The following is a 22,195-nucleotide window of genomic DNA, read 5'->3' as shown; positions in this document are numbered from 1 at the left end:
GAAGCGGTCAGCGCTGCTGTGTCGGAATGTCCAGGAAGGCAGTCAGTTCGGTCAGGAACTCGGTCGGTTTCTCGATGTGCGGCCAATGTCCGGTGCCCTCGATCTCGACTGCGGTGGCGGTCGGAACGGCGTCGAGGAACCGCTGAACGTCGGTGGGTGGCGACAGGGGATCACCCGGTCCACGAATTATCCGCGTCGGGCAGGTGATGCGGTCCAGACCGGCACTCGGGTCGGCGGATGCGGTGGACAGCAGCGCCGGGAACGATCCGGGTGCGCCCAGTGTGGACATCACCTGGTCCATGAGCTCGGGGTCGAGTCGGTCGGTCCGGTTCACGAACGGTCCGAGGGCGGCCTTGAGGAGCAGGGGTGATCGTGCGGCCCTGTGCGCCAACCAGTTCGGCATGGGGAGGCCGATCGTGACCAACTCTGCCAACAGGGTCGCCACCGCGCGTGGTTGATCACGGATGGTGCTGATCGGACGTCGTGTGAGGCCGGTGAGCGAGAGGATCGGTCCGCCGGTGACGACGAGCCGCTCGACCAGCCCGGGGTGATCCGCCGCCAGCCGCGTCGCCACGATCGAACCCATGGAGTGTCCGACGAACGTTGCGCGCGTGATACCGAGGCTCGCGCACGCTGCGGCGACAGAGTCGGCGAGTGCGGCGAAGCTGCTGTGCCCTCGTGAGAATCGCGAGCCACCGAAGCCTGGGAGGTCGATGCCGATGGCTCGACGCGACCGCGCGACCTCGGGCAGGATCTCGATGAACCAGCGCCAGCTAGCCGAAATGCCGTGCAGAAAGATCACCACCTCGTCTGCGGTCGGATTCAGGTCGACGAGGTGGATACGCGATCCGTCCACGTCTAAGTCACGAGTGTGGTTGTTCCACTTCATGTCTTGCCATCGTTGGATTTCGGAATCGGTCACTTCGCTACTTTCTAGTCGAGGGTGTCGTCGGATGCAGTACTCGATCCAGGCTCCGGTGCGTCGCGTCGTGAGCTCGCGGGCCACTTCGTCGCCGCCGGCTGGTCCGAACTCCGATGGATCCAACCCGGAAATGCGTGGGCGCCCGCTAGAGTGCGCGCATGCACAAAGTACCTCGCGCGATTCGGGCCATGGGAATCAATGCGGTCCGTCTCTACAACCGCCTCGAAGTGTCCGTCGCGCAACCGGTTCCCGATGAGCCGGTGTTGTTCGTGTGTAATCACGGGTTCGGGGGCGTGATCGATCTGAACGTGTTCGCGTTCGCGGCAGCGTACGACGATCTGGGCCTGTCCAGGGAAGTGATCGCGTTGACGCACCAGATCGCGTGGACACTGCGTGCAGGAAAGTTGCTCGAGCCCTTCGGCGCGCGGCCGGCCGCTCGAGAGAATGCTCTCGACGCATTCGAAGAGGGGCACAATGTCCTGGTCTTTCCGGGCGGTGACCTCGATGCGCTGAAGTCGTGGCGGCACCGAAACGAAATCGTCTTCGCCGGACGCAGTGGTTACGCGCGTCTCGCAATGGAAGCCGGGGTGCCGATAGTTCCGGTCGTGACCGCGGGCGCGGGTGAGTCACTCCTCGTCCTCAGCAGTGGACGTCGTATCGCCAAGGCGCTCCGATTGGACAAGACGGCATTTCGGGTCAAGACGCTGCCGCTGTCGGTATCCATTCCCTGGGGCGTGAATGTGGGGGTGGTCGGGTTGCTTCCGTATCTACCTCTACCGACGAAGCTTCAGACGTCGGTTCTGGCGCCGATGCGTCCCGAGCCCGACGAGTCCGCAGAGGATTTCGCGCACCGAGTTCACTCGGCGATGCAGGCAGAGCTCGACGAATTGACGAAGGACCGCAAGCCGGTGATCGGCTGAGCCGTCAGCCAGGTCCTTCCCATCCGCAGGCGTCACAGAAGGCATAGATGCGGCTGTTGGTCGGTCCGACCGCCTGCGAATCGATGACGTTCTCTCCCAACGTGATCTGCTCACAGATCGGGCATATGCCGCGGTAATCGAGGTTGAAACTGTAGGTGAGCACTTGGACTCGATCCTGTACGTCGAATGCCGCTGCCGCACGTGCGCCGGGCCAACAGCATGTGTCCTCGGTAGGAAGGTTTGCCGAGGTTCGAGTCGCCGCTACCGTCCGCCGTGTACGGAGGGTCGGCCATCGACTGCCGCTTCTTCGCGATCGACCTAGTCGACGTGTTAACGACAGTAGACTCCGAGCCCCTCGCTCGTCGATAGCAACGGAGTTCCGGTCGACGATGTTCGGCGCAGCGTGGACCGAGTTGGAGGAAAGGCCGTAGGGTCGGTGTCACGCCGCTCGTTCAGCGCACACAATGGTTCAGCGAAACCGAACCGACCTGCGCAACGTAGGTCGAGAAGGTCGAGTCTCATGACCGACACACCTATCCACGACGAACTGCAGAACTTCATGAAGATGAGCACGCGAGGTAGTGATCGTGAGGTCGAACGCGGAGCCGCACCGTTGCCTGTCGAGATGCCTGCACACGTCCCCGCGCGACACCACCGGGCCTGACGTCGTGGCCACCGCACGAGAGAAGCAGGACGAGGCCCTTGCCGACTATCGGCGAGCAAAGGATCGGGAGCACGTACTGGCCGATCTACGTGGACAGTCCGACACCGATGTCCCGTTGTCGGTCGACCTCGACGATGCCGAGTTGCGCAGTGCGATCGACGCGGACATATCGGCGCAAGAGGCGCTGAGCGTCGCGCTCAGGGCCGTGGACGACTGACTCTGGTCGGCTATGTGATCGGCTGGCCCGAGGGGTCGATCGCTGCGTGAACTCCGCCGCTGTACGACGTCGGAAGTTCTCGGCTGCAGAGGATTTCGGCTTCGTCTGCAGAGATTCCGAGTGCCCGTAGAACGCGCTGTGTCGTGCCGTCCACGGTTGCCGCTTCGTCGCGCTCGGGTTGGGCGAGCAGCAGTCGGCCCATCGACAGCAGAGAACCGGCCACGATGGCAAGTGCGACATCCGCGTCGTCCACATCGAATCGTCCTTGTGCGGCGGCTGATTCGATATCACGACGCGAACGCGGGGCCAGGCCCCCGGCTGCGGCGAACGCCGCGGCCTCGGAGTTGAGCAGGACACGGCTCAGTTCCGGTTCGAGGCGGAAGAGCCGTCCGGACAATCGAAAGGACTGGGTGAACTTTTCGACCGGGTCGTCCAGGTCGACGGTGAGCGAGTCGAGATAGTCACCTGCCGATTCGAGGGCGGAGTCGATGGCCGCTTGCCACAGCTCTTCCTTGCTCTCGAAGTAGTTGTAGAACGATCCGTTGCTGACGTCGGCTGCCTGTGTGATCTCGAGGACCGGTGCGTTGGTGTTTCCGCTGGCGAGAAGCCCTTGAGCTGCGCGGACCAGCGCGGCTCTGGTGCGTGCCTTGCGGCGCTCGACGCGGTTGCCTTCGGTCACGGTCTGCTCCTGCTCTGCGGTGTGCGTGAGGGTAGCCTATCGCGTTCGAATCATGACGAATTCGTCAAAAAGCTTGACGGGCGGCTGTGTCATGGGTGACGATATCGTCAATAACCCGTTTGGGCAGCGCGAACTTACTCTTCCTGGCGAAGGACCCCATGACAACGAACGCAACGATCCCGGAGTACCGCACCGACATCTACTCCACCGATGCGATCCTCGATCCGTACCCGCATTACGCGAGGCTCCGGGCGCTCGGCCCAGTGGTGTGGTTACCACGGCAGCAGGCGTTCGCCATCTCACGCTATGCAGAGTGCAAGGCAGTGCTGCTCGACGACGAGACCTTCATTTCGGGCGACGGAGTCGCACTCAATCCGGTTGCCAACAGGCTCGGACGCGGCACGACGCTCAACAGCGACGGTGAGGAGCACGCGACCAAGCGTGCGGTCCTCGCGCACCGCTTGACGCCGAAGGCCGTGCGAAAGATGTCGGCCGCAGTGGAGGAGAAGGCGGAGAGCATCGTCGATGCGGCCCTGAGCAAGACGTTCGTCGACGGTGTCGACGATCTCGCCACGGCGTTGCCGATGTCCGTCGTGCCCGACCTCGTGGGGTGGCCCGAAGACGGTCGCGAGGAGCTTCTCCGCTGGGCTGGAGCAACATTCGACTCGCTCGGGCCCGTCAATCGTCACTCCGTCACGGCCGTGAAGGCCGCCACCGAGATGCTCGCGTTTTCCAAGAAGGTGGTGCGGCAGAGATCGGTGCTCCCCGGGAGCATGGGCGACGACGTGCTGAAAGCCGCCGACGAGAACAGGATCGGCAAGTCCGCATGTCCGGCATTGATGATCGACTACCTCGGCCCATCGCTCGATACGACGATCGGAGCGATCTCCGGCGCACTCGCTCTGTTCACTCGCCACCCCGAGCAATGGCAGGCCATCCGACAGGACCCGGACCTGATCCCCAACGCCGTCAACGAGGTCGTCCGATACGAGTCACCCATCCGAGCGTTCTCACGTCGGGCCGTGCGCGACGTCGAGATCGATGGATCGCGAATCCCGAAAGGTGCACGCGTGCTGGTCATCTACGCGTCGGCAAACCGGGACGAACGCGAGTGGGACAACCCCGATGCATTCGACGTCACCCGTGACGCCGCTCGGCAACTCGGATTCGGATCCGGAGTGCACGGGTGTGCAGGTCAGGGTCTGGCTCGGCTCGAGGCGCAGACCATGCTTCGGGTACTGGCGCGCAGGGTCGAAAGATTCGTCCCCTCGGGAACACCGAAACGGGCCGTCAACAACGTCATTCACCGATACGAACGCCTGCCGCTGAAATTGGTGGCTGCAGAAGGGACACCGCAATGAGAATCGACGTCGACTGGGATCGATGTGAAGGTCATGGAATCTGTGCCGATCAAGCTCCGAAGGTCTTCAGCCTCGATGACGAGGGCGAGCTTCATTATGCCTTCGACGACAACGACATTCCGGACGATCAACAGGCTGCCGCACGATCGGCCGTCGGCGTCTGTCCGGTGGCCGCGCTCCGAGAGAGCAAGTGAGCACCACAGAACGTCGGATCGTCATCGTCGGAGACTCCATCGCGGGCTGCACCGCAGCCCGTGAGGTGCGCGCGCGAGGACATGACGGCGCACTCACCGTGATCGGTGCCGACGCCGACGGCTACTACGCCAGGCCGCCGCTGTCGAAGCACGTGCTCAAAGGCGATGGGGCCGAGGCGGAAACGTGGGATCTGTCCGATCTCGACATCACTGCCGTCGTCGATCGCGCCGTATCGGTCGACACCGATCGACGCACCGTGACCACGGCCGACGGCACCGATGTCGCCTACGACGCGCTCATCGTGGCGACCGGGGCGTCGGCCCGTCGTATCGCCGGCCCGGATCAGATGGGCGAGAACGTCTTACGGACGTTCGCCGACGTCCGGGCGCTGCGTCCGAAGCTGGACGAGGCTCGAACCGCAATCGTCGTCGGCGCGGGCTTCCTCGGTCTGGAAGTTGCCACCGCGTGCGCCGCTCGCGGTGTCGAGGTCACCGTCGTCGATGTCGATCCACCGCTGCAGCGGCTCCTCGGGCCGTTTCTGTCCGAGGCGATCGCCCGGCGCGCGAAGGAATGGTCGATCGAGTTCGTCCTGGCCGACGGGCCGGTGGGCCTGACCGGGGATCCGGTGACCGGCATCGAACTCGGTGACGGCACGCGCACAGCCGATCTCGTGGTCACCTGCGCGGGCGATCTTCCCGAGACGGACTGGTTGGAGGGCACCGGGATCGCAGATGCTCGGGGCGTCGCCATCGACGAGCAGTGTGCCACCACCGCTCCCGACGTGTTCGCCGCCGGGGACGTCACCTACTTCCGTGACGCGTCGGCCCGAGCTCCGTTCTGGTCCAACGCCGTCGCGCAGGGCAAAGTGGCGGCTGCGTCCGTGCTCGGCCTCGACCCGGCGTGTGCACCCAGCGACGACTACTTCTGGACCGAGATCCTCGGGCTGTCCATCAAAGTTGTGGGCCCCCTTCCGCTCGACGGAGAACCGACCGTTCTCGAAGGGTCCGTGGACGAGGGATCGGCCCTTCTGCAATGGAGTCATGACGACGGCCGTACCACCATCGTGGCCTTCGGCATCAAGAAACCCGTCGGCCTGCTCCGGCGGCTGGCCCGCGAGAACACTCACTCCACTACCTGAGGAACGTATTCATGGCTACTGGCTCCACACTCGTACGACGCCTTCCCGAGATCGTCGGGTTGGGCCGCGCCGCAATCGGCGTCGCCCACATGATCGCCCCCACGCGGGCCAACGAACTCCTCGCCGGTCCCGACGCCGCAGTGGCGACCACGCGAGCTGCCGCACGCACCTTCGGGATTCGAGAGATCTACATCGGTGGTGGGCTGTACGCAGCCACGAAGTACGCACCGAAGTTGGTGCGCCCCCTGCTGCGTGCCGGGGTGGCCGTCGACGTATGGGACACCGGTGCATTCGCCTTGACCGCGTACCTTCCGCGCCGCACCCGAGTGGCCGGCTGCGCCATTGCCGGAGGCTTCGTCGTTGCCGGTGTGCTCGCCGAAACGCAGCTCTGAAAGTCGGAGAGGGTGGGCCCGGTCAGAACACCATGGAGCGCCCAGGTAGCCCGGACACTCCTTCTTTGGCGAACGCGGCCCATGTCCGCCGTACCTTGGCGGCCAATGCCTCCGGCGGAGCATGGCCGGCCAACATCGGTGCGTCCCACCACGCGTCACCGAACAGCAACGGCAAATCGATGCTGTGGCAGGCTCCCAAGGGTGCGCCCTTCGGTGCCCAGTCGATTCGGTACGACGCGACCTGACCACCGGCGCGGTGCCACATCTTCACCATGCCGTCGACGCCGAACAACAGGTTGGTGACGAGACGGACGACCGGAGCGGTCAGTACCGAACTGACGATACCGAACCTGTTCAGCCACAACATGTTCGATACGACGTCCACGAACGGTGAAGCATCGTCTCTGGTGTGACCGATCAGAAGTTCGACGCCAGGAGCAGTTCTGCGTAGGGCGGCGTCGGGGTCACCGGCCAGGGGCTCGAGGTGAGCAACCGGCCCGAACGGCATTCCGCCTGCGGCACCGAACCTGCGCACGGCACGCGTCACGGCACGCTCCGCATCGAGCACATCCGACGCGGGAGCGGTGGCCGGGTCGGTACGAAAGTGCGCTGCGAAAGCCTTTCGGGCTGTGTCGTACAGAGCCGAACGGCCCGATCGCAACCCTAAGGGCGCGCTCTGCACGATTGCCCTCGAGAACAACCCTGCAGCCGACTCGCACGCCATCAGCGCGAGGACGGCATCGCCGCCCGCAGACTGACCGAACAACGTCACGTTGCGCGGGTCACCACCGAATCGAGCGATGTTGATCGACACCCAGCGCAGTGCTGCGATCTGATCCTCCACCCCGATGTTGCTGTCCCCTGAGCCTTTCGGGGTCAGGTAACCGAATCCACCGAGCCGGAAGGTGACACTGACCACCACGACGCCCTCCCGAACGAGGTGGTCGGCGTCGTATCTCTCGGCTTCCCCGCCGCCGGAGACGTAGCCGCCGCCGTGCAGCCACACCATCACCGGAAGTCCCTCCGCCACAGAGGGAGCGGTCACCGACAACACGAGGCAGTCCTCGCTCTGTTCGAGCCCGTCGACCATCGGGCCCGTGACATTGTCTATCCGGGACGGCAGTTGAATGCAGACCGGTCCGCGGCGGGTGGCATCGCGCGTCGTATCCGGGGTGTCGATCGGTTCGGGCCGACGAAATCGCGTGGCGGTGGCATAGGGAATTCCCCGGGCGTGGATCAGCCCGTCGAATTCGACTGCTTCGAGGTCTCCGCTGGTGGTGCCGGTGATCGTGCGCAGTGTTGCCCCGGCCGTCGTCTCGTCGCTCACGTGTGAACCCCCATTCGATGAACAGGACCGAGCTTATCGTCTTCGGCTCGTCATCGGATGCGGCCGCAACGCCGGGTTGCCGTCATACTCGGACGGTGCGGTCCAAGCAGAAGATTCTCGATGCCACCCTCGGGTTGATCGCCGAGACCGGCTTCGAGGGTGTCACGATCGCTGCGGCGGCGCGCGCTGCGGGCGTCACGCGTCAGACTGTCTATTCGATCTTCACCACCCGCGAGGACATGGTCTCCGAGGCGATGGTGGGACTGATCGTGGACGTGCTGGGCGGTATCACGGAGAAGGCCGATCAGGCGGAAACTCCGACGGAGTTCATCGTCGAGACCGTGGTCGCTGCGCGCAATCTCATTCGGCGCGAACCGGTTCTGAACTCCTTGTTGCGCTCGGGCAACGCGAACCCACTGTTCGACCCGGACATGATGGATCGCGCACAACCGGTGGTACGCCAGTTTCTCGACGGTTACATCGAGCGCAATCCGGGCTTCGATTCCACGCAGTTCCACGGCATCGACGGCGCCATCGTGCGGGTGGGGCTGTCGGTGATCCTGTTCGACGACCCGTCCATTCACGACGACGACGGTTTGCGGCGCTACCTCGAACGGTGGTTGATTCCGGTCCTGCCCTTTGCTTAGCATCGAAAACTTGACACCCAAGCCTCACTCTGTCTAGTTTGGCACCGCACGTACATGTGACCCGAGTCTCGATGCGTGCACGTCAGCGAGCGTGGGGGGAACGTGTCGAATCTGAACCGTCGGTCATTTCTGGGCGCTACTGCGGTTGCCGGTCTGGCTGTAGTGGCGGGGACCGGCGTAGCCCATGCGGGCACCCGCGCCAGGACCCGGATTCCGCTCACCCGCGAGGACCATCGCGTAATCGTCATCGGATCGGGGTTCGGGGGCGGTGTCGCGGCGCTGCGCTTGGCGGAGGCAGGCATCCCGGTTCTGGTGCTCGAACGCGGAAGGCGTTGGCCCACAGGGCCGAATGCCGATACCTTCCCCAACGCGACCGCGCCGGACAAGCGGATGCTCTGGTACGGCTCCAGCCCGAACCTGTTCGGGAGACCGGTTCCGTTCGATCCGTACGTCGGCCTGCTCGAGGCAGTCTCAGGCGACAACATGACCGCTCTGTGTGCAGCCGGAGTGGGCGGCGGGTCGCTGATCTACCAGGGAATGACGCTGCAGCCCTCGCAGGCCGTCTTCGAGACTCACTTTCCGATCGACCTCGACTGGGCCACGTTGAACGCGGTTCACTACCCCCGCGTCGCGCGGATGCTGCAGCTCGCGCAGGCCCCTGACGAGTTGATCGCAACGCCCAATTATCGAGCGGCACGGGTGTTCGCGGACAGTGCGCGGCGGGCGGGTCTGCCTGTGTCGAAGATTCCGATGCCGATCGACTGGAACTACGCCCTCGACGAAACCCGCGGGGTGATGAAGCCGTCGTACACCAACGGTGCGGGCGCATTCGGAGTGAACAACGGCGGCAAGCATTCCGTCGACGTCACCTACATCGCCGCTGCCGAGGCAACCGGGCTGGCCACCGTGGCAACGCAGCACAACGTCACGCACGTCGAGCGCGCCACCAACGGTCGCTGGACAGTCCATGTCGACCGAATCGATTCCGACGGAACGGTGTTGGAGAACAAGATACTCACCACCGGTGCGCTGATCATGGCCGCAGGCAGTCTGAACACCACCAAGCTGCTGGTCCGCGCCGGGGCCACCGGTGCCATCCCGGATCTACCGGACCAGCTCGGGCAGGGCTGGGGTACCAATGCCGATCGCATCTACGTGTGGTCGAGTATCGAGCAGCAGTTCGGTACGCCGCAGGGCGGTCCGGTGGTGTTCGGCAGCTTGAACTGGGACGATCCGCGCACCGCGCACACGGTCATTCAGGCATCCATTCCGCCGTTGGGTGTGGATGCCCACAGCACGATGATCGTCGGCTACGGAGTCAGTGACGGTCGCGGCCACTTCGCCTACGATTCCACGCGCGATCGAGCCCAGCTGTACTGGCCGGTCAACGGCGACTCCGTCATTCAGGACGGTTCCATCGATCCGACGGTGCGTCGCATTGCAGGTTCGGGCAGCATCCTCACCGATACCAATGCCGTGTTCCCCTCCACCTGGCATCCGTTGGGCGGGGCGAACATGGGCCCGGTGTGCGACCTCGACGGCCGTGTTCACGGTCAACGCGGACTGTACGTTCTCGACGGTGCGTTGATGCCGGGCAACACTGCGGCCTGCAACCCGTCCATGACGATCGCGGCGCTGGCCGAACGAGCGCTGGACAACATCGTCGCCCGCGACCTCGGCACGATTGTCTGACCCCTCAGCAGAAAGAGCCCAATGCATCTGTATCGCAGCATGATCGGTGTTGTCGTCACCGCTGTACTCGCGTCCTCGGTGACCGCACTCGGTGCCTCGGCCGCGCACGCCGATCCCGTCGGCGACTTCTACGTCCCGCCTGCCCAGCCGACCGACAGCCCTGGATCCGTCGATCGAACCCAGCCGATGTCGTTGTTCGCTGCACTGCCGGGCAACGACGGCTCGTATCCGGCCCAGGCGCAGCGGGTGTTGTACACCTCGCGTACGCAGGACGATACGCCGGTGGCAGTGTCGGGCACGTTCGTCGAGACCGAGGTGCCCTGGCGTGGAGCAGGCCCGCGACCGACGATCGTCGTCGCCCCGGGAACCGTCGGGCAGGGCGATCAATGTGCCCCGTCGAGAGCGTTTCCCACCTCCATCAACGCTGTGACACAACCACTGTCGATCTCGTTCAATCAGGAACTGCTGTCGTCGACTCTGTGGGGGTCGATGGGGGCGAACGTGTTCGTCACCGACTACATCGGATTGGGGACTCCTGGCCTACACACGTACGTGAACAGGGTGGAGGAGGCGCACGCAGTTCTCGACGGTGCTCGGGCTGCAGTCGAATTGGGCGGCGACGCGAATGCACCGATCGGCATCTGGGGTTACTCGCAGGGCGGTGGGGCTGCCGCGGCCGCCGCGGAACTCGCCGGCGAGTACGCGCCGGAGCTGAATCTGAAGGGGACGTGGGCCGGGGCTCCGACGGCCGATCTGCTCGAGGTGTTGAAGACCGTCGACGGAACACTTATCGGTGGTGTGATCGGTTATGCCCTCAACGGATTCGTCGAACGTGACCCGAGTCTGCGCCCGCTCATCGACGAGCGACTCACCGATCAGGGCAAGGCGGTGCTGAACGAGCTGTCGACGGAATGCATCGGCGACACGATTCTCGAGCACCCGTTCCTGCGCACGGAGACGCTGACGAAGGACGGAAAGTCCATGTTGGAGAACCTGCGTGGGATCCCGCAGGCCGGGGCGATCTTCGACGAGCAACGAATCGGCCGCAGTACGCCGAATGCTCCGGTGATGATCACCAGCGGAATAAATGACGACACGGTGCCGTACGGCCAGGCCAGGCAACTGGCGTACGACTGGTGTGCGCTCGGTGCCCGGGTGGAGTTCCGAACCAATTCGTTGCCGCCGATCCTGCAGGGTGCGGTGTTGCCCAACCACTTCGGTCCGCAGCTGATCGACGGCTACGGCGGCGAGGCTGCCCAGTTCCTGATGGACCGATTCGCCGATCTTCCTCTGGCAGCATGCAGCGTCGACTGATCGAGGTCGCGGCCGAACTGCTTTCTCCGATGTATTCGACGACCCGTGTCGTCGACTAGAGGTGCCTCGACGCCGCTGCATTCGACACTGTTGCGTGCGAGGCGTCGGGTGGAGGCCGTGATTGCGTGCGGTGGTCCGCAGATCGTCTTTCAGCCGATCGTTCGAGCCGATGACGGTGCGATCGAGGGATACGAGGCTCTTTCTCGTTTTCCGGCCGGCGGCGGTGACACCGAAGCATGGTTTGCCGATGCTGCGCACTGTGGCTTGGGTCCTGCGCTCGACAGGTCGGCGGCGGTCAGAGCACTGGAGGAATCCGTTCGTCTGCCGAGTGGGCCTTTCGTTGCGGTGAATCTCAGCGCTGCAACGCTGTTGGTCGACTCGGCTCTGGTCGACGTACTGCTCGATGTCGGGCGACGTCGGCCATTGGTTGTCGAGATCACCGAGCATGCCGCCCTCGTCGACGAGGACGCGGTGGTGTCCGTCCTGGCCGAGCTTCGACGCGGCGGGGTGGCCGTGGCGGTCGACGATCTGGGATCGGGGTACGCGGGAATGCGGCATCTCGTCCTGCTCGAACCCGAGATCGTCAAACTCGATGCCTTCGTCGTCCACGAGATGAGGGCGAATCGGGCGAAGCTGGCTTTGGCGGAACTGGTGCTCGAGTTCGCGCGCAAGACCAGCGCCCGATGCGTGTTCGAGGGTGTGGAGACCGACGAGGACCTCGCGGCGGCCATGTCGATCGGGGCGGACTTGCTGCAGGGCTACCGACTGGGCCGCCCTGCGCAGCCGTAGTCGTCCGCGTGATCTATCGGGGGTCTGCATCCCGGGTGAGCATCTTCACGTGCGGGATTCCCGCTTCCAGGTACTGCTCTCCCACTCGAACGAATCCGAAGCGCTCGTACCATTTCTCGAGGTGCGCTTGCGCGGAGATTTCGACTACCCCGGGGTGGGCCGTCAGTGCGGCATCGACGAGTTCGCCTGCGTAGCCGCTACCGCGCGCATGAGCTGCGGTCGCGACCCGTCCGATGTGAACCGTGTCGTCGACGAGGACGCGAAGAGTGGCCAACACCTCGCCGTGGTCGTCCTGGATCCAGAACAACTCCGTCGTCGGAAGTAGGTCCGCGCCATCGAGTTCCGCCTCGTCGACGATCTTCTGCTCGTGGACGAACACCGCGACCCGAAGCGCCATGATGCGATAGAGGGTATTCGGGGTCACGCCCGCAAGCGGTGCATGGTGAAGATTCGACACTGTGGTCCATTCGTGGAGGGGTGCGGAGCTGGCGCGCTGATGGATCGGGCGATTCTCCCACGTCGACCGGTATCGACTCGTATCCGATGTCAGCGCGGTGGGACCATCAAGTGAACCCTGTCGACGAGGCTCAATGCGGTGGCAGGGTCCGTGCCCTCGAATACTGCTGTGTGAATCCCTCGCATGGCTCCGGTGAGGAGATGCGCGGTCGCGACGATGTCCGTGTCGCTGCGAATCTGTCGTGCTTCCGCCGCGGCCCTCAGTAGTTGTGCGATCGCATCGACGAAGCTGTCGTGCCAGCGTTCTGCCGAGCCCTCGGATCTCGGTACTCCGAGATTGCGGAACAGCACATGGGTACGCGGGGTGTCGTAGATGCTCGCTGCCGCGATGTGTAGAAACGTCTGCAATTGCTCGAGGGGCGAGTCGGGCCACGTCGCGGTGATCGAGCCCTCGTGAATGCGGCCGATCAGTACGGTGGCGGCGTCGTCGACCGCCGCTTGGAACAGCTCACGTTTGGTGGGGAAGTGGTGGAACGCCGTTCTCGGTGCGAGACCGCATCGGGCAGCAACGCTTTCGATCGTGATGTCCGAGTAGTCGGCGTGACGCAACAGCTCCTGGGTGGCCTCGATCAGTCGGGCCGCTGCGGGCCCGGGCTCGTCGGTGGTCGACGATCCGGCCCAGCGATAGAGCGTGGTGGTGTGGATACCCAGCGAGGTCGCCACGCTCGCTGGGCTTTCGGCACCGCCGAAGGCGCGCGCGACCGCTTCCTGCCGATCGGCGAGTGTGAATCTGGAGACCCTGGCCATGTTCGTGACACTACATTTCGGTGGGAGAGTCGGGAGAACGCCGCGTCCGGAACCGTACTAGTGAAGCATGCGCGCGAGGGCGGGCAACAGAATTCGCGCGGGGACCAGACCCGCCGCGATGGCCTGAACAGTATTTCGTCGGCCCGAGATCACCTGCGGCCGAGACCTTCTGGCGTCGAGTGCGCGCATGGCAGTGTCCACGACTTCGTTCGGTGTTTGGTAGGTACCGGTCGCTGCGGCGGAGTCTCCGATGACGTCGAAGAATTCGGTGTGGGTCGGCCCGGGATTGAGTGCGAACACCCTGACTCCGTTCTTCGCAGACTCGTACCACAGGGACTGGCTGAAGCTCAGAACGAATGCTTTGGCGGCCGCATACACCGCGAGCGACGGAACGGGCTGGAACGCAGTCGTGCTGGCCACGTTGACGATGGTCCCGTCCCTGCGGTCGATCATGTCCGGCAGGAACGCCGAACAGATGTCGACGACCGCGCGGATGTCGACGGCGACGAGGCGCTCGAAGTCGTCGGCATCGCCGTCCGCGAACGGTCCCTGTACGGCGAACCCTGCATTGTTGACGACGAGATCGACCCGCTCGGGCACCAGCTCGCGCAGTCGGCGTCCGCTCGACTTTTCCGACAGGTCCCAGGCCACTGTGCGGCAACGGATTCCGTGCTTCTGCTCGAGCTCCTCCTCCAGAGCGGTCAGTCGCTCTTCTCGTCGTGCGACGAGTACGAGATCGGATCCTCGTGCCGCCAGCGCTCGGGCGAATTCGGCACCGATTCCGGAACTCGCGCCGGTGACCAACGACCGGCCGGGACGGTAGTGGGGCCCTCGGCGGATCATCGGTCCGACCGCCCGAGCTCAGCGGCCGAACGCCGTGCGAACTGTTCGTACGATGTGGGAGCACGGCCGAGCAGCGTCGGAAGAACCTTCAGGTCTCCTGCCGGTAGGCCGTAGCCGTCGTAGTGGGTCATCATCGTTCGGTACGCCGTGCGTGCGTCGGCGGGCCAGTTCTTCATGTCACGCGGGTTGGACGCAGCCTTGGCACCACGAACGAGGTGGCCGATGGATTTCAGTTTGGTCGAGACCAACGCATGTCCGATGACCGGGGCAAGCGCAGGCAGCACCGTCAGTGAGTTCGTCAGCGACGACGGCGGGATTCGAAGAGCAGTCACCTTGTGGCCGAGCACATCGGACCAGATCTCTGCCATCTCGTGACGCGTGAGTTCCACGGTGGACAGGTCGTAGACGCGACCCTTGTGCGGCGATGGGTCGATCAGGATGTTCGCGGCGGCTTCGGCCACGTCGGCTACGTCGACAACGCCCATGACGCTGTCCGGAGAAACCGGGTAGGGCATCACTCCGGCCTGCAGAAATTCCCACACTTCCAAGTAGTTCTGCATGTAGTGCGACGGTCTGAGCACCGTGGTGGGAATTCCGCAGTCGCGCAGCATCCCTTCGGCGATGTCCTTCTGGTGATGGTGCGTCAGTTGGTGCAGGTTCGGATGGATCACGGAATGAAAAACTATGTGCTGCAATCCGCTTGCCGGTCCCACTGCGATCAGGTGATCGATGATCGGCTTCTCGTCGATGATCTGCGTCGGTGCAGCGTGGTAGAGGACGTCGGTCCCTGCCAGGGCGGTATGGAGCGTGTCCTGAGATCGGAGATCACCCACGACGACCTCGATGGCTCCGTCCCCGCGCGTGGTCTCGGCTTGCGTCGTGTTCTTGACCACCGCCCGAACCGGCACGTTCTGCGCAGCGAGCTGTCGAACGAGCAAGCGGCCGACACCACCCGCGGCGCTGGTCACTGTGATCATGGGGCCTCCTCGACGTCGAGCTCGGCGGACACCGAGCATAATGCATATATTGCATAATGAATGCAGATAACGCAAGGAAGGTGCGGAGCAGAACCGAAAAATCCGGTGCAACCGACCGCGCTCAGCGCGGTCGGCTGCACCGGATTCTGTGTCGAAATCCAGCGTGCGGGTTCTACTCGGTCGTCATACGTGTCGACTCCGGCGTGCGCTCGGCCGGCCGCGGTTCGATCGATCGCCTGGACCAGTAGCTGGCCAGAAGTGAGCCGGAGACGTTGTGCCACACGGAGAAGATGGCGGCGGGCAGAGCCGCCGCGGGACTGAAATGGACCGACGCGAGTGCTGCGGCCAGGCCGGAGTTCTGCATACCCACCTCGATGCTGATCGCGCGTCGGCTGGCGACATCGAGTCCGCACGCCTTGCCGATGGCGTACCCCACCGCGAGTCCGAGCGAATTGTGCAGAACCACGGCCACGACGATGAGAGCGCCGATGGACAGCAAAGTCGGGGCGCTGGCGGCCACCACGAGGACGACAACGGCGGTGATTCCGGCGACGGAAATGAGCGGCAGGGCGTCGAGCATGCGGTCGATGATCGCCGGAAACAGCAGGCGCAGAACAACTCCCAGCACAACTGGTACCAGCACGATCTGCAGGATCGAGACGAACAGTCCACCGGCGTCGACCGGCAGATACTCACCGGCGAGCCAGAGCACCAGCAGCGGCGTGAGTATCGGTGCGAGCAGGGTGGACACCGACGTCATCGCCACCGACAGTGCGGTATCGCCTTTGGCCAGATAGACCATCACGTTGGATGCGGTACCGCCCGGTGCGGAGCCGACCAACACCATGCCTGCGGTCAGTGCCGCCGACAGTCCGAGTGCGTTGGCAATGCCGAGTCCGAGGAGCGGCATCGCGATGAACTGCGCGGCGACCCCGAGCAACAGTGCCCACGGTCGCCGGGCGACGACAGCGAAGTCGGAGAGCCGCAACGTCATTCCCATGCCGAGCATGATGATCGACAGCAGCCACGGAACGGCCGGTGTGCCGCCGCTGAACGTGTCGGGAGTGATCAGGGCCAGCGCTCCTGCGGCCACGACGATCAGGGCGAACCACTTGCCGGTGAATTCGCTGACGGTCTTCAGCTGGGGCATGTGGAGACTCCAAAGGTGGTTGGGCACGGCGTCGCGAAGTCTAGCTCTTTCGCTGAGCTCACTGTTCCGGGTTGTGTTGCTCCCGAAGTGCGCGACCCTGCTCCACGGCCTGCGCATCCTTCTCGTCGTTCTTGTCCGAGACGCGGGTGTCCCGGGGCGGCAGCTGCAGGCGCTTCTCGGCGACGATGCCTGCCTGGAGTTGACGGCCACGTTCGAGTTCGGAGTCCAGCTCGGCTCCGAACAGCAAGGCCAAGTTGGTGATCCAGAGCCACAGCAGGAACACGATGGCTCCAGCGAGGGATCCGTAGGTCTTGTTGTAGCTGGAGAAGTTCGCGACGTAGAAGCCGAACGCGACGGTGGCCAGAATCCACACAATGATGCCGACGGCGGCACCGGAACTGATCCATTTGAACTTGGGCTGCTGCACATTCGGTGTTGCGTAGTACAGGATCGCCACCGCAAGTACCACAACGATCAGGACCAGCGGCCAGCGCGCGATGTTCCAGATCGTCAAAGTGGTATCACCGAGTCCGACGGCGTCGCCCACAGCTTTCGCTACGGGCCCACTGATCGCCAGCATGACGGCGGCGAGTGCGATGAGTACGAGAGCGACGAGCGTGACCAGAAGCATCACCGGACGCAGCTTCCAGATGGGCCTGCCCTCGTCCACCTCGTACATGCGGTTCATCGCGCGGCCGAATGCGCCGACGTAGCCGGACGCAGACCACAGCGCACCGGCGATACCGATGATCAACGCAAAGCCCGCGGTAGGTGCCTGGACGAGCTGTTCGATCGGCTCGCGCAGGGTGTCGACCGCCGATTGGGGTCCGAGATCGCCGACGATCTGCAGTACTCCGTCGACCGTGGCCTGCCCTTGACCGAACACGCCCAGCAACGACACGATGGCCAGGATCGCGGGGAAGAGCGAGAGGACGGCGTAGTAGGTCAGCGCGGCTGCGAGGTCGGTGCACTGGTCGCGGGAGAACTCACGGGCGGTCTTCTTCAGTACGTAGATCCAGGACGGCTTGGTCAGATCCGCAGGTGAATCCGCCTTACGGGGGTCGTCGGGGTCTGCTTCGGTCGGTGCGGGTGATGTCGCTGAATCGGGCATCAAGGGCGCATACCCGGGCAATTCCTATGAAAACAAAGGTGTTCGGCGGAGGTCCACCGTCAACGCGCTTTTCGACCCTGTGCCAGGTGTAGATTCGCGCCCATGGCATGTCGAATCAGTGAACTCGTACTCGATTGTCGCGATCCCGAGGCCTTGGCCACGTTCTGGTGCGAGGTGTTGGGCTTCGTCGTATTGGACAGGGAGGACGACGGTTCCGTGGAGATCGGTGCGCGCGACGGGTTCGGAGGGGCGCAGCCGACCATCATCCTCAGTCGTAACGAGAATCCCGAAAAGGCGAAGCCTCGCTTGCATATCGACGTCAGCGCAACCGATCGGGATCAGGACGCCGAATTGGAACGACTTCTCGCGCTCGGCGCACGACGAGTGGACATCGGTCAGACCGGCCAGGAGTCGTGGCACGTGCTCGCCGATCCCGAAGGTAACGAATTCTGTTTGCTGCGAACACGACTCAGCCCTGTGTGAAAACTCCTCAGGGAAGGCAGAGAGATCCGATATCGGCCACCACGGTGTTGTCGTGCGGATCTATCCATCGCGCAACGTTCGAGTGGGCGGACGGCTTCAGTAAGTGCTTGCCGTGGCTCGGCCACTGCACGAATTCGTATCCGCCCAACTCCGTTTGTACTGTCTCGGCCACCCATACGGCGGCGTCGGGGTAGGTCGAATCCATCGACATACCGTCGCCTCGGCCGAAACCTCCGATGCCCTTGGCTCCGGCCCACCCGATTATCACGCAGTATTGGGGGGTGATCTCGAACTCCCATACGAGTGGGCGCAGGTTGACTTCACGCCCGAACCGCAGGCACTCCAGGTCCCGTGCCACGGCCTCGAGCGCGCGTGTCCACGCAACAGGTGGCTCGAACGCTGGATTGCCTTCAGGGCCAATTGTCCCCGCGTACATGGGTAGTCGCCACACCAAGCTGTCGCTCCGCATGTAGTCCCATCCCGGATACACCTTGTTCCTCCCTTACCTGCCGGCCCGTTACATCGACGGATTCATCGACTCCGACAACTCCAGCAGGTGCGCGCGTGTGAGGACGTGAGCTTTTTGTGAATCGCGGGCCCCGATTGCCTCGACGACGTCTGCGTGCGTGTCGTGGTCGGCCTTGTCGCCGAACGATCCGGCCATTCGCAACACGTCGATCATGGCGTCGCGGAGACGTGGTGCCATGGAGTCGAAGAGTCCGAGCAGAATGTCGTTGTGTGACGCGACCACGATGGAGCGGTGAAAAGCCATGTCCGCGTTCACCAGATCGACTGCGTCGCTGCGAGCGGTGTTGCGCGTTTCGAGTGAGCTGCGAATGGTGTCGAGATCGGTGGGGGTGCGTCTGATTGCGGCGAGGGCGGCGGCCTCACCTTCGATCGCGAGGCGGGCTTCGAGGACTGCGGTGATGTGAACCCGCTGCAGAACTCGGTCCCATTCCGTCCGTGCCTCGTCGAGTGATTCGACGAAGACTCCGGAGCCCTGCCGGGTGACGAGGATTCCGCGCCCCGCCAGTTGTCTGATGGCCTCGCGCATCGTCGATCTACCGACGTCGAACATGGGGGCAAGGGTGGTTTCACCTGGCAGTTTGGTGCCGATCGGCCACTCGCCGGACTGAATTCGTGCAAGCAGAAGTTCGGCGGCCTGATCGGCCAAGGATGTTCGGCGTATCGCGGTCACACTGGAACACTACTCCTCAGCTTGTCTGAGGAGTAGTGATACATTGCTCGCATGCGCACATTCACGGGCCTTCTCCTTATCGGCCACGACGGGGCATAGCCAGGACCGGCAACCCCGTCGTGGAGTCCGATGCCTGCCGGTTCGCCTCACCGTCCGATCAGAACAGGTACCTCCACCATGTCTGCATTTCCCACCCTGTCCACTCCCGCTGGTCCCGTCCCCTCCGGTGCGCCCACCTGGAATCGGCAGCGGCGCTCCCAGATGCCGTCACATCGTTACCGTGACGTCTACTCGAAGGTCGACATTCCGCTTACGGAACGTCAATGGCCGGACCGACGGCTGACCGAGGCACCGCTGTGGGTACCTGTCGATCTCCGCGACGGTAACCAAGCGCTTCCCGAGCCGATGGATCCTGCCCGCAAGAAGCAGTTCTTCGAGTTGATGGTTGCCATGGGCTACAAGGAAATCGAAGTCGGCTATCCGTCGGCCTCGCAAACCGATTTCGATTTCGTGCGACTGCTTGCCCACACCGATCTCGCACCCGACGACGTCACCGTGGTGGTCTTCACCCCGGCTCGACGCGACCTGATCGAGCGAACGGTGGAGTCGATTCGCGGCATCACCAACGACGTCGTGATCCACATGTACACCGCCACTGCTCCGACGTGGCGTGAGGTGGTACTCGGCCGCGAGGCCAACGAGCTTCGCTCACTGATACTTTCGGGTGCGGCCGACGTTCTCGAACTTGCCGGCGACCTGCCCAACGTGCGGTTCGAGTTCTCACCCGAGGTCTTCAATCTCACCGAACCCGACTATGTTCTCGACGTCTGCGATGCAGTCACGACTGCGTGGGACGCTACGCAGCAGCGGCCGGTCATCCTGAATCTGCCTGCCACCGTGGAAGTGGCGACACCGAATGTCTATGCAGACCAGATCGAGTACATGAACAACAACCTTGCGCGTCGAGACAGCGTGATCCTCTCGGTCCATCCGCACAACGACCGCGGCACGGGCATTGCCTGCGCCGAGCTGGCAGTTCTGGCCGGTGCGCAACGAGTGGAGGGTTGTGTGTTCGGCAACGGCGAACGCACCGGAAACGTCGATATCGCCACTCTCGCACTCAATTTGCATGCACAGGGTATCGATCCCATGATCGACTTCTCCGACATCGACCAGATTCGCCGCACCGTCGAATACTGCAACCAACTCGAGATCCATCCTCGGCACCCGTATGTGGGCGATCTGGTGCACACCGCCTTCAGTGGTACGCACCAGGACGCCATCAGGAAGGGTTTCGCCGAGCACCGCACGCGAGCGGTGAGCGAAGGTCGCTCCGAGGACGAGATCGAATGGCGGGTGCCATATCTGCCGATCGACCCCAACGACATCGGTCGCTCGTACGACGCTGTCATTCGAGTGAACTCGCAATCGGGCAAGGGAGGAATCGCCTATCTTCTGGAAACCGGCTACGGCATCGAACTCCCGCGTCGCCTTCAGATCGACCTCGCCCGGCACGTGCAGAACCGCACCGATTCGATCGGTACCGAACTGTCGACCGAGCAGCTCTGGGACATCTTCAGGGCGGAGTACATCGATATCGACGATGCAGATGTGACGCTGATCGGCTTCGACTCTCACGATGACAACGGTTCCGCCGACACCTGCGTCACACTGAAGATCGACGGGACGTCCTACAGCACGTCACACGGGGGCGTCGGGCCGGTCGAGGCACTCGTCGACGCGTTGGCCGCGCAGGGCCGTCACGTGGAGATTCTCGGCCTGACCCAGACCAGTGTGCGGGCCGGCAACGACAGCGATGCCGTCACGATGCTCGAATATCGCACTGCCGCAGGCTCCGAGTGGGCGGCCGGTATCGATCGCTCCGTTCTGTCTGCCACCCTCGACGCGGTTGTTCGAGCTGCCAACGCGGTGACTTAGCTTTCGGGAGTCGAAAGCGATTGGGCGAACATCAGAAGAATGCCGCTCGGCCCGCGGAGGTAGGTGAGCTTGTAGACGCCCTCGTAATCGGCCACGCCTCGCAGGGGTAAGTAACCGTGGCGGGCTGCAATCGCCAGAGCGGCGTCGATGTCGTCGACCGAGAACGCGATGCGGTGCATGCCGATCTCGTTGGGCAGCGTCGGCGTCGTCTCGATGGCGTCGGGGTGGATGTACTCGAAAAGCTCGATACGGCCGAGGCCGTCCGGGGTCTGCAGCACTGCGATCTTGGCGTGGTTGCCGTCGAGACCGACGGCGGTGTCCGCCCACTCACCGCTGACCGTGTCGCGGCCGAGGACCGTGAGGCCGAGCTCGGTGAAGAAGTCGATCGTGGCTTCGATGTCGCGGACGGCGATGCCGACGTTTTCGAGCTTGATGCTCATACGCTGAGTCTCGCATAGTGCTTTCTCGGATAGAACAAGACCGAGCGGCCTCCTTCTGGCAGGATCAACAGCTACGCCGGGGTGCGGCGGCCACGACCGAAGGACGACCAACTCATGACGCCACCGTGAACAAGCTCTCGACGGTGGCATTGCTGATCGTGCTCGGTGCAGCCGGGATGTTCAACGGACTGTCCTTGACCTCCGACCCCAGTGGGCGGTCGCTCGGGTTAGACGTCGGAATGCTCCCTTCGTGGCACACCTGGGACTACCGCGTATCCGGGTTGTTCGTGCTGTTCTTTCTCGGCCTCGGGCCGTTGATCTGCGTGGCCGCGGTGCTCGTCGATGCGTCCGAAGCGGCGGTGTACGTCGCGTGCGTGGGGCTGGTGACCATCGGGTGGGTGGTATGGCAGCTCGTCGTACTCGACATCTACGCTCCCCTCGCCCACATTCCCCTCACCCTGTTGGGGGTCGCGTTGATCGTCCTCGCACTCGGCCAATTCCGTGCCCGTGCCCGCGATCGCAGCCGGCAATAGAG

The 22,195-nt window shown here is 63.9% G+C and carries 26 protein-coding genes; 14 read left to right on the top strand and 12 right to left on the bottom strand.

All coding sequences use genetic code 11. The annotated features are described in order from the left end of the window. Nucleotides 1-7 precede the first annotated feature (7 nt). Nucleotides 8-922, bottom strand: coding sequence for an alpha/beta fold hydrolase (locus CH306_RS06075; protein WP_094646016.1), 915 nt, complete (start codon nucleotides 920-922; stop codon nucleotides 8-10). A gap of 158 nt (nucleotides 923-1,080) precedes the next feature. Between CH306_RS06075 and CH306_RS06070 the strand changes: the two genes are divergently transcribed. The 3 genes from CH306_RS06070 (at nucleotide 1,081) to CH306_RS06065 (ending at nucleotide 2,723) form a co-directional block, all read left to right on the top strand. Then, on the top strand, nucleotides 1,081-1,842 hold the full coding sequence (locus CH306_RS06070) for a lysophospholipid acyltransferase family protein (protein WP_094646015.1): 762 nt from the start codon (nucleotides 1,081-1,083) through the stop codon (nucleotides 1,840-1,842). Nucleotides 1,843-2,362: 520 nt separating this feature from the next. After that, nucleotides 2,363-2,506 carry a hypothetical protein gene (locus tag CH306_RS28990; protein ID WP_179272789.1) on the top strand — a complete coding sequence of 48 codons (144 nt, stop codon included), beginning with the start codon at nucleotides 2,363-2,365 and terminating at the stop codon, nucleotides 2,504-2,506. 4 nt (nucleotides 2,507-2,510) lie between these two features. Continuing rightward, nucleotides 2,511-2,723 carry a hypothetical protein gene (locus CH306_RS06065; protein WP_032405338.1) on the top strand — a complete coding sequence of 71 codons (213 nt, stop codon included), beginning with the start codon at nucleotides 2,511-2,513 and terminating at the stop codon, nucleotides 2,721-2,723. Nucleotides 2,724-2,733: 10 nt separating this feature from the next. Here the strand turns inward: CH306_RS06065 and CH306_RS06060 are convergent, their stop codons facing one another. Further along, the gene (locus CH306_RS06060; RefSeq protein ID WP_094630495.1) at nucleotides 2,734-3,402 is read right to left on the bottom strand and encodes a TetR/AcrR family transcriptional regulator; all 669 of its coding nucleotides are present in this window, start codon (nucleotides 3,400-3,402) and stop codon (nucleotides 2,734-2,736) included. A gap of 158 nt (nucleotides 3,403-3,560) precedes the next feature. Between CH306_RS06060 and CH306_RS06055 the strand changes: the two genes are divergently transcribed. Genes CH306_RS06055 through CH306_RS06040 form a run of 4 tightly spaced genes read left to right on the top strand, consistent with a single transcriptional unit; the run spans nucleotide 3,561 to nucleotide 6,488 of the window. After that, nucleotides 3,561-4,763 carry a cytochrome P450 gene (locus CH306_RS06055; protein WP_094646400.1) on the top strand — a complete coding sequence of 401 codons (1,203 nt, stop codon included), beginning with the start codon at nucleotides 3,561-3,563 and terminating at the stop codon, nucleotides 4,761-4,763. Continuing rightward, nucleotides 4,760-4,957, top strand: a complete 198-nt coding sequence (locus CH306_RS06050; RefSeq protein ID WP_094646014.1) for a ferredoxin — start codon at nucleotides 4,760-4,762, stop codon at nucleotides 4,955-4,957. Before CH306_RS06055 ends, CH306_RS06050 begins: the two co-directional genes overlap by 4 nt. Beyond that, on the top strand, nucleotides 4,954-6,096 hold the full coding sequence (locus tag CH306_RS06045; protein WP_094646013.1) for an NAD(P)/FAD-dependent oxidoreductase: 1,143 nt from the start codon (nucleotides 4,954-4,956) through the stop codon (nucleotides 6,094-6,096). Before CH306_RS06050 ends, CH306_RS06045 begins: the two co-directional genes overlap by 4 nt. An 11-nt stretch (nucleotides 6,097-6,107) precedes the next feature. Next, entirely contained in the window at nucleotides 6,108-6,488 is a 381-nt protein-coding gene (locus tag CH306_RS06040; RefSeq protein WP_094646012.1) for a hypothetical protein, read from the top strand. A gap of 22 nt (nucleotides 6,489-6,510) precedes the next feature. On the opposite strand, the gene CH306_RS06035 is transcribed toward CH306_RS06040, so the two are convergent. Next, on the bottom strand, nucleotides 6,511-7,815 hold the full coding sequence (locus CH306_RS06035; RefSeq protein WP_256981064.1) for a carboxylesterase family protein: 1,305 nt from the start codon (nucleotides 7,813-7,815) through the stop codon (nucleotides 6,511-6,513). A 95-nt stretch (nucleotides 7,816-7,910) separates the two neighbouring features. On the opposite strand from CH306_RS06035, the gene CH306_RS06030 reads away from it, so the two are divergent. From CH306_RS06030 to CH306_RS06015, 4 genes are all read left to right on the top strand, one after another. Continuing rightward, nucleotides 7,911-8,462 (top strand): TetR/AcrR family transcriptional regulator, encoded by a 552-nt coding sequence (locus tag CH306_RS06030; RefSeq protein ID WP_256981063.1) that lies wholly within the window; start codon nucleotides 7,911-7,913, stop codon nucleotides 8,460-8,462. Between the two features lie 102 nt (nucleotides 8,463-8,564). After that, nucleotides 8,565-10,154 carry a GMC oxidoreductase gene (locus tag CH306_RS06025; RefSeq protein ID WP_094646011.1) on the top strand — a complete coding sequence of 530 codons (1,590 nt, stop codon included), beginning with the start codon at nucleotides 8,565-8,567 and terminating at the stop codon, nucleotides 10,152-10,154. Between the two features lie 21 nt (nucleotides 10,155-10,175). Then, entirely contained in the window at nucleotides 10,176-11,468 is a 1,293-nt protein-coding gene (locus tag CH306_RS06020; protein WP_256981062.1) for a lipase family protein, read from the top strand. 45 nt (nucleotides 11,469-11,513) lie between these two features. Next, entirely contained in the window at nucleotides 11,514-12,257 is a 744-nt protein-coding gene (locus CH306_RS06015; protein WP_176459100.1) for an EAL domain-containing protein, read from the top strand. Between the two features lie 13 nt (nucleotides 12,258-12,270). Here the strand turns inward: CH306_RS06015 and CH306_RS06010 are convergent, their stop codons facing one another. The 6 genes from CH306_RS06010 to CH306_RS05985 form a co-directional block, all read right to left on the bottom strand. Then, nucleotides 12,271-12,714 carry a GNAT family N-acetyltransferase gene (locus CH306_RS06010; RefSeq protein WP_094646010.1) on the bottom strand — a complete coding sequence of 148 codons (444 nt, stop codon included), beginning with the start codon at nucleotides 12,712-12,714 and terminating at the stop codon, nucleotides 12,271-12,273. An 89-nt stretch (nucleotides 12,715-12,803) separates the two neighbouring features. Beyond that, nucleotides 12,804-13,520 carry a TetR family transcriptional regulator gene (locus CH306_RS06005; RefSeq protein ID WP_094646009.1) on the bottom strand — a complete coding sequence of 239 codons (717 nt, stop codon included), beginning with the start codon at nucleotides 13,518-13,520 and terminating at the stop codon, nucleotides 12,804-12,806. A gap of 57 nt (nucleotides 13,521-13,577) precedes the next feature. Then, nucleotides 13,578-14,363 carry an SDR family NAD(P)-dependent oxidoreductase gene (locus CH306_RS06000; RefSeq protein ID WP_094646008.1) on the bottom strand — a complete coding sequence of 262 codons (786 nt, stop codon included), beginning with the start codon at nucleotides 14,361-14,363 and terminating at the stop codon, nucleotides 13,578-13,580. After that, complete coding sequence (locus CH306_RS05995; RefSeq protein WP_094646007.1) at nucleotides 14,360-15,340, bottom strand: SDR family oxidoreductase; 981 nt, start codon at nucleotides 15,338-15,340, stop codon at nucleotides 14,360-14,362. The genes CH306_RS06000 and CH306_RS05995 overlap by 4 nt, the downstream gene beginning before the upstream one ends. A 172-nt stretch (nucleotides 15,341-15,512) precedes the next feature. Then, complete coding sequence (locus CH306_RS05990; RefSeq protein WP_094646006.1) at nucleotides 15,513-16,490, bottom strand: bile acid:sodium symporter family protein; 978 nt, start codon at nucleotides 16,488-16,490, stop codon at nucleotides 15,513-15,515. Nucleotides 16,491-16,548: 58 nt separating this feature from the next. Next, entirely contained in the window at nucleotides 16,549-17,601 is a 1,053-nt protein-coding gene (locus tag CH306_RS05985; protein WP_032397217.1) for a YihY/virulence factor BrkB family protein, read from the bottom strand. Nucleotides 17,602-17,703: 102 nt separating this feature from the next. Here CH306_RS05985 and CH306_RS05980 point away from each other — a divergent pair, with 102 nt between their 5' ends. Next, nucleotides 17,704-18,084 carry a VOC family protein gene (locus tag CH306_RS05980; protein ID WP_094646005.1) on the top strand — a complete coding sequence of 127 codons (381 nt, stop codon included), beginning with the start codon at nucleotides 17,704-17,706 and terminating at the stop codon, nucleotides 18,082-18,084. A gap of 7 nt (nucleotides 18,085-18,091) precedes the next feature. Here CH306_RS05980 and CH306_RS05975 read toward each other — a convergent pair whose 3' ends face one another. Next, nucleotides 18,092-18,574 (bottom strand): hypothetical protein, encoded by a 483-nt coding sequence (locus tag CH306_RS05975; RefSeq protein ID WP_256981061.1) that lies wholly within the window; start codon nucleotides 18,572-18,574, stop codon nucleotides 18,092-18,094. A 27-nt stretch (nucleotides 18,575-18,601) separates the two neighbouring features. Continuing rightward, a complete protein-coding gene (locus CH306_RS05970) occupies nucleotides 18,602-19,282 on the bottom strand; it encodes a FadR/GntR family transcriptional regulator (RefSeq protein ID WP_094646004.1) in 681 nt (226 codons plus the stop codon). A gap of 177 nt (nucleotides 19,283-19,459) precedes the next feature. Between CH306_RS05970 and CH306_RS05965 the strand changes: the two genes are divergently transcribed. Then, entirely contained in the window at nucleotides 19,460-21,220 is a 1,761-nt protein-coding gene (locus CH306_RS05965; protein WP_094646003.1) for a 2-isopropylmalate synthase, read from the top strand. Here CH306_RS05965 and CH306_RS05960 read toward each other — a convergent pair. Further along, nucleotides 21,217-21,660, bottom strand: a complete 444-nt coding sequence (locus tag CH306_RS05960; protein ID WP_094646002.1) for a VOC family protein — start codon at nucleotides 21,658-21,660, stop codon at nucleotides 21,217-21,219. The genes CH306_RS05965 and CH306_RS05960 overlap by 4 nt on opposite strands. Nucleotides 21,661-21,785: 125 nt before the next feature. On the opposite strand from CH306_RS05960, the gene CH306_RS05955 reads away from it, so the two are divergent. Next, nucleotides 21,786-22,193: a hypothetical protein gene (locus CH306_RS05955; protein ID WP_032396566.1), complete on the top strand. Its 408-nt coding sequence runs from the start codon at nucleotides 21,786-21,788 to the stop codon at nucleotides 22,191-22,193. The last annotated feature ends 2 nt before the right edge of the window (nucleotides 22,194-22,195 follow it).

Source organism: Rhodococcus sp. 15-725-2-2b (genome assembly GCF_002259075.1).
GTDB lineage: Bacteria > Actinomycetota > Actinomycetes > Mycobacteriales > Mycobacteriaceae > Rhodococcoides.
The sequence above is the reverse complement of the archived record's forward strand: the minus strand, read 5'-3'. Positions and strand labels throughout refer to the sequence as shown.